A 5677-nucleotide genomic window follows, 5' to 3' on the forward strand; every position below is an offset into this window, starting at 1 on the left:
GGCCGGTCCAGGGACCGGCCGGCGCATGTTCACGGTGCGGGTGAGGCCACGGCGATGTGCGGGCGGCCGGTTATCGGGTGCGGGCTGATGTGCGCGCGTACGCCGAAGACCTCCTCGATGAACGCCGGCGTCAGCACCTCCAGGGGCGGGCCGTGCCCGGCGACGCGGCCGTCGCGCAGGACCACGACCTGGTCGGCGTAGGCGGCGGCCTGGTCGAGGTCGTGCAGGGCGGCCAGCAGGGTCAGGCCGAGGGAGCGGATCAGGTCCAGCAGCAGGAGCTGGGAGCCGACGTCCAGATGGTTGGTGGGTTCGTCGAGCACCAGCAGCGGCGCCTGCTGGGCCAGCGCGCGGGCGAGCAGCACGCGTTGCCGCTCCCCGCCCGACAGCGTCGGCATCAGCCGGTCGGCCGCCCAGGCCATGCCGACCCGTTCCAGCGCGGTGGCGACCGCCGCGCGGTCGGCGGCGTTCTCCCGGTCGAGCAGCCGCTGGTGGCTGTGGCGGCCGGTGGCGACGACGTCGGCGGCGGACAGCCCGTCGGCGACCTGGCTGTGCTGGGGCAGCACGGCGCGGTGCCGGGCGGCCTGGCGGGGCCGCATCCCCCACAGGTCCTGCCCGTCGAGCCGGACCACGCCGCCGGACGGGCGCAGCGACCGGTAGACGGTGCGCAGCAGGGTGGACTTGCCGCTGCCGTTCGGTCCGATGAGCGCGACGAACTCGCCCGGCCCGGCCGTCAGGCTCACGTCCTCGACGATGGGGCGGGCGTCGATCCGGGCGCTGACGCCGGCCAGGTCAAGCCGCATCGGTGCCTCCACTTGATCGGCGGCGCAGCAGCCACAGGAAGAACGGAACGCCGAGCCCGGTGGTGAAGATGCCCACCGGCAGCTCGTTGGGCCGGTCGGCGATCCGGGCCGCCAGGTCCACCAGCACCAGGAACAGCGCTCCGGCCAGCAGCGACACGGGCAGCACCCGGCGGTGGTCGGCCCCGACGACGAACCTGGCCATGTGCGGGATCATCAGCCCGATGAAGCCGATGCCGCCGACCACGCTGACCACGGTGGCCGTCAGCAGCGATCCGGCCACGAGCAGCCCGATCCGCAGCACCGCCACCGGCACGCCGACGGCGATGGCGGCCTCCTCGCCGGCCAGCAGCGCGTTCAGCGCGCGGGCCTGCAGGGACAGCCAGGCCAGGCAGCAGACGACGATCAGGGCGGGCACGCCCAGGTCGGCCCAGGACGCCCCGGCGACGCTGCCCATCAGCCAGAACATCATGCCCTGCAGCTCGGTCGGGTTGAGCTGGAGCTGCACGAACGTGGTGGCCGCCGCGCACAGATAGCCGACGGCGACGCCGGTCAGCACCAGCCACGAGTCCAGCAGCCGGCCCGCGCGCTGCGCCAGCACGTACACCAGCAGCGCCGACAGCAGGGCGGCGGCGAAGGCGGCCCCGGTGACGCCCAGCGTCCCGGCGAGGGCGGCGCTGCCCAGCGCGGGGACCAGCACGGCCCCGAGCGAGGCGGCCGAGGACACGCCCAGCACGTACGGGTCGGCGAGCGGGTTGCGTACGAGGGACTGCAACGCGACCCCGGCCACCGACAGGCCGGCCCCGGCGAGCGCGGCGAGCAGCGCCCGAGGGGTGCGCAGGTCCCAGACGACCTGGCTGAGCAGCGGATCCGCCTGCGCGCCGCGCCCGGTCAGGTGGGCCCAGACCACACCCCAGACCTGGCCGGGCGGAAGGTTGACCGAGCCGACGGATATGCCTGCCACCAGGGCCGCGACCAGCGCGACGACCAAGGCGGCCAGCAGCAGCCCGGTGGCGGGGCCGGAGACGAGGTGCGGGCGCCGCGACGGCGCGGCCCTGGTCGCCGGCGCGGGTGTGAGGATGTCAGTCACCGGGGTGGACCACCTTGGAGAGCTTCTCCACGGCCACGGCGTTGAGCGGGCCGAGATACACCCCGTCGGAGACCACCGCGTACGTCCTGGACTTCGACGCGGCCCAGTGCGGGTAGGCGGCGAACAGCTTGGCCGCCTCCGCCTCGGGCCGCTCGTCCGGCGTGAACTGCCCGACCACGAGCACGTCCACCTGGGCGGTGGCGAGCTGCTCGGTGTTGAGGGTGCGGGTGGCGTCCGAGCTCTGCCCGGCGAAGGCGTTGACGCCACCGGCGGCCTTGATCACGTCGTCGTAGATGCCGCCGGTCATCACGGCAGGGAGCCCGTTGGCGTTCATCATGGCCATGCCGGGATAGGCGATGAGGACCTTCTTGGCGGGCCGGCCCGCGACCCGCGCCCGTACGGCCTCGACGCGGGCGCGCAGCTTGCCGATCAGGTCGGCGGCGCGGTCCTGGACGTCGAAGACGCGCCCCAGCAGCGCGATGAACTCCAGCGAGGAGTTGATCGACTGGTTGCGGTAGGCGCGCTTCTCCTCCTCCGTGGCCTCGGGCTTGCCCATCGCGCAGTTGACCGGGTTGACCAGCGAGGTGATCCCGGCGGCGGCGAGCTGCTCGCGGGTGGCGAAGCCGTTCTTGGCGTCGAACCCGCCGGACCAGGTGGACACCACCAGGTCCGGCTTGAGCTTGAGCACCTGCTCGGCGGGGACGTCGAAGTTCTTGTTCATCGTCAGCCCGCCGGTCGGCAGCGCCTTGATCCTGCCGATCATCTCGGGGTCGTCGGAGACGCCGTAGCTCTGGGCGTTGGCCAGGACGCTCTTGTCCAGTCCGAGCATGATGAAGCTCTCCACCTCGGCCACGCTGGTGCCGTTGAGGATCAGCACGCGCTGCGGCGGACGCTGGAAGGTGACTTTCGTGCCGCAGTTGTCGAAGGTCAGGGGGTAGCCGGACACGGTGGAGGCAGTGGGGACGGCGGCGGATCCGCTCTCGGAGCCGGCGGGGTCACCGCAACCGGTCAGGGCCACCAGCGCGCAGAGCGCGGCGGCCAGCGGGCGGCGCACATGACAGGGATTCATCGATGATGCTCTCTTCGAGGTCGAGTCTGGAGGCACGCGAGACCGGCGCGGGTCACGACGGTGACCGGCGCATCGCGGCAACGCGCGGCGCCCGGGCGGCGCTACGGCACGCCCGGTGTCGGCTTGTTCGGGAAAAGGCATGGGGAAACGGCCCCGGGAATCGGCGCGGACGGCCGACGCCGGATCAGGCGATCCCTGCGTGCGCTCCAGGAGGTGCCCGCCCTACGAGGGCATGTCGGAGGAAGGCGCGAATAGGCGGGGTTTCGTCCTCACCCGCGTACGCGATCGCCCTCGGGCCGGTGGCCGTGCACCCGGCCACCGTGAAGACCAGGACCAGCAGCGGGCGCAGCACCCGTCCGGCCACCTGCCGGACCAGGGCGCACAGGCCCGACTCGATCCACCGCAACCAGGCGGAGGTCAGCAGCACGCCCAGCGCGTGCATGACCAGCATCCCGAAGCTCTGGGAGCCTCCGTGATGGAGTTGCGCCGCGCCCGGGACGGCCCCGAGGGAGGCCATCGCGTGGTGGGCGGCGCCCTGACTCAGCAGGACGTGCAGGACGACCTGCGACAAGGCCGTCGCGGGCAGGATGGCGCCCAGGCTGCGCTCACGCCCGGTCAGGGCCAGCGCGACAGGCAGCAGGAGCAGAAAGCCGCCCAGTGTCGACACCGCGTCGAAGTAGCCTCCGCCAGCCAGGTGCCCGAGCATGGCCAGGGCGGCGCACGTGGCGGCGAAGCTCGCCGCGCGCACCCACCGCACCACCGACAACGGACCCATCGCGGACAGATCTTCGCACACCGGTGCCGCCGTCCTCAGATCAGGCGCCTCTCGCCGCGGACGATCAGGAGGCCACCTTGTATCCGGCCTCGACGATCGCCGCGCGCACCTGCGACTCCTCGAGCAGCGGGCCTCCGCTCACGGTGACGCGGCCCCCCAGCACGTCCACCTCCACCCGCTCGACGCCCCGCAGTGGCAGGACCTGTGCCCGGATCGTCGAGGCACTGCAGCCACAGCTCATTCCCTTAACCGCGACGGACAGGGTCATTGGCGCGAACCTTTCCCGTAATACCACCAGGCGCGCTCACGGCTCGCCTTTAGGTGGGATACGCAGGTTCCTGAGGTTGGGTTCAAGCGACAGGCAATGTTTTTTAAGATCCAAATTCCGTATATACGAATTCTCGATCACATGGCACTATGACCGGGTGCATGTCGGCCGGCCCTTCTTGCGCGCAATACGCGCCGCGATGTTCGCGGCGGTCTGCGTGCTGGTTTCGGCTGCCCTGCATGGACTGGCCGGCGGCGATCCGGTGCGCGCGGGCACGTTGCTCGGCGCGCTCGCACTGACCTGGACGGGCGCGTTCCTGCTCGCCGGCCGCCAGCGCGGCATGGAGGTGCTGCTCGCGGCCTGCTTCGCCGCCCAGTACGGCATGCATCTGCTGTTCGGCGCGGGCGCCGCCGACGTGCCGCCGCCTCATGAGCACACCACGGGCGTGGGCATGTTCCTGGTGCACGGCATGACGGCGGTCATCTCGGCCTGGTGGCTGGCGCGGGGCGAGACCGCGCTGGCCGCGCTGCTCCATCTCGCCGTCGCGTCCGTCGGCCGCTGGTGGAGCGTCCTTTCGGTCCTGACGGGCGGGCTGGTCGAGCCGAGCCCGTACGGTGGCCGGCCCGCGGCGTGGGACGACCACGACGCCTTCCTCCAGCGCCTGTTCGCGGCGGCGAACTTCCGGCGGGGCCCGCCGGCGCGTCTCTCCCTCATCTGATCCTTTTCGGGCCACCGGCCCGTGTTCCGCCTTGTCGAGAGCGCGCGCATCCGTGTGCGCTGTGAGTGGAGAACGCCTGATGACCTCGACCGCCGACGTCGGCGATACCGTCGATCACGTCCCCCCGCCGTCCCGTGAGCGGACCGCCTGGGCCGCGCTGCGCCCGCTGGTGCTGCGGCTGCACTTCTACGCGGGCGTCCTCATCGCCCCCTTCCTGCTCGTCGCCGCGTGCACCGGCCTGATGTACGCCGCCTCGTACCAGATCGAGCAGGTCGTCTACCAGCACGAGCTCACCGCGCCCGCCGGCAAGACCAGCCTGCCCCTCAGCGCGCAGGTCGCGGCGGCCCGCGCGACCCACCCCCAGGGCACCGTCACCGCGGTGCGGCCCGCCGCCGAACCGGGCCAGACCACCCGCGTGCTGATCAACCAGCCGGGCCTCGCCGAAAGCACCCAGCTGGCGGTCTTCGTCGACCCCTCCACCGGCCAGGTGCGCGGCACGCTGGAAAGCTACGGCAGCTCGGGAGCGCTGCCCGTACGCGCCTGGATCTCCACCCTCCACCGCCAGCTCCACCTGGGCGAACCCGGACGGATCTACAGCGAGCTGGCCGCCAGCTGGCTGTGGGTGGTCGCGCTCGGCGGCCTGGTCCTCTGGGTCGCCCGGCGCCGCCGCAACCGGCGCCATCTCATCGTCCCCGACCGCGCCGCCGGCGGGCTCCGCCGCACGCTGTCCTGGCACGGCTCGATCGGCCTGTGGGCGGTGCTCGGCCTGCTGTTCCTGTCCGCCACCGGCCTGACCTGGTCCAAGTACGCCGGAGCCAACGTCGACGAGCTGCGCGCGACGCTCGACTGGACTACCCCGTCGATCGACGTCTCGGGCGGCTCGGGCGGCTCGGGCGGCTCGGGCGGCTCGGGCGGCTCGGGCGGCTCGGGCGGATGGGATGATGGGGGTGTAGGGAAAGG

Annotated in this window: 7 protein-coding genes; 2 read left to right on the forward strand and 5 right to left on the reverse strand. The window is 72.5% G+C overall.

Features of this window, described 5'->3' with window-relative positions; all coding sequences use genetic code 11:
- Positions 1–29: 29 nt before the first annotated feature.
- The 5 genes from ACWDX9_RS58790 to ACWDX9_RS58810 all read right to left on the reverse strand — a co-directional run bounded on the left by ACWDX9_RS58790 (position 30) and on the right by ACWDX9_RS58810 (position 3999).
- Positions 30–800, reverse strand: a complete 771-nt coding sequence (locus ACWDX9_RS58790) for an ABC transporter ATP-binding protein (RefSeq protein WP_355195260.1) — start codon at positions 798–800, stop codon at positions 30–32.
- Positions 790–1887: a FecCD family ABC transporter permease gene (locus tag ACWDX9_RS58795; protein WP_449972232.1), complete on the reverse strand. Its 1098-nt coding sequence runs from the start codon at positions 1885–1887 to the stop codon at positions 790–792. Before ACWDX9_RS58795 ends, ACWDX9_RS58790 begins: the two co-directional genes overlap by 11 nt.
- Positions 1880–2956, reverse strand: coding sequence for an ABC transporter substrate-binding protein (locus ACWDX9_RS58800; RefSeq protein ID WP_449972235.1), 1077 nt, complete (start codon positions 2954–2956; stop codon positions 1880–1882). The genes ACWDX9_RS58795 and ACWDX9_RS58800 overlap by 8 nt, the downstream gene beginning before the upstream one ends.
- A 184-nt stretch (positions 2957–3140) precedes the next feature.
- The gene (locus ACWDX9_RS58805) at positions 3141–3731 is read right to left on the reverse strand and encodes a hypothetical protein (protein WP_449972238.1); all 591 of its coding nucleotides are present in this window, start codon (positions 3729–3731) and stop codon (positions 3141–3143) included.
- A gap of 64 nt (positions 3732–3795) precedes the next feature.
- The gene (locus ACWDX9_RS58810; RefSeq protein ID WP_357736831.1) at positions 3796–3999 is read right to left on the reverse strand and encodes a heavy-metal-associated domain-containing protein; all 204 of its coding nucleotides are present in this window, start codon (positions 3997–3999) and stop codon (positions 3796–3798) included.
- Positions 4000–4177: 178 nt separating this feature from the next.
- On the opposite strand from ACWDX9_RS58810, the gene ACWDX9_RS58815 reads away from it, so the two are divergent.
- Both ACWDX9_RS58815 and ACWDX9_RS58820 read left to right on the forward strand, forming a co-directional pair.
- Positions 4178–4717 (forward strand): hypothetical protein, encoded by a 540-nt coding sequence (locus ACWDX9_RS58815; protein ID WP_449972241.1) that lies wholly within the window; start codon positions 4178–4180, stop codon positions 4715–4717.
- A gap of 79 nt (positions 4718–4796) precedes the next feature.
- A partial coding sequence (locus ACWDX9_RS58820) for a PepSY-associated TM helix domain-containing protein (RefSeq protein WP_449972244.1) occupies positions 4797–5677 on the forward strand: 881 nt, incomplete at its 3' end.

Source organism: Nonomuraea sp. NPDC003201 (assembly GCF_053590415.1).